Annotated in this window: 1 protein-coding gene; it reads left to right on the forward strand. The window is 71.6% G+C overall.

Features of this window, described 5'->3' with window-relative positions:
* Window positions 1–566: IS3 family transposase (locus NQU54_RS48780; RefSeq protein WP_257636683.1), on the forward strand; the 566-nt coding region annotated here is incomplete at both ends.

A 566-nucleotide genomic window follows, 5' to 3' on the forward strand; every position in this document is an offset into this window, starting at 1 on the left:
GTCTACCGGTTCATCGCTGCGGAGAAGGCCGTCCACCCGGTGGCCCTGCTGTGCCGTGTCCTGGGCGTGGTCCGCTCCTCGTTCTACGCCTGGCTGGAGGCGGAGGAGGCCAGGCAGGCCCGGGCTCGGGCGGATGACGCGCTTGCCCACGAGATCATCGTGATCCACCTGGCCTCGAAAGGTGCCTACGGTGTTCCGCGCGTGCACGCCGAGCTGCGGCGGCTGGGCCGTGCGGTCAACCGCAAGCGGGTGGAGCGGGTGATGCGCGAACGTGGGATCGCCGGCGTCACACGTCGAAGACGCCGTTCGCTGACCCGTCCCGGCAAGCAGGCACGGCCGGCCCCGGACCTGATCGGCCGTGACTTCACCGCCGCCCGGCCCGGTACCCGGCTCGTCGGCGGCATCACGTACCTGCCAACCCAGGAGGGTTGGCTGTATCCCGCCTGCTGGCTGGACCTGGCCACCCGCGAGGTCATCGGCTACGCGATGGCTGACCACCACCGCGCCGAGCTGGTGGTCGACGCGCTGAGGATGGCCCACGGCCGCAGCGGCCTGGAAGCCGGCTG

This window comes from Streptomyces malaysiensis subsp. samsunensis, from assembly GCF_024519315.1.
Taxonomy (GTDB): Bacteria; Actinomycetota; Actinomycetes; order Streptomycetales; family Streptomycetaceae; genus Streptomyces; species Streptomyces malaysiensis.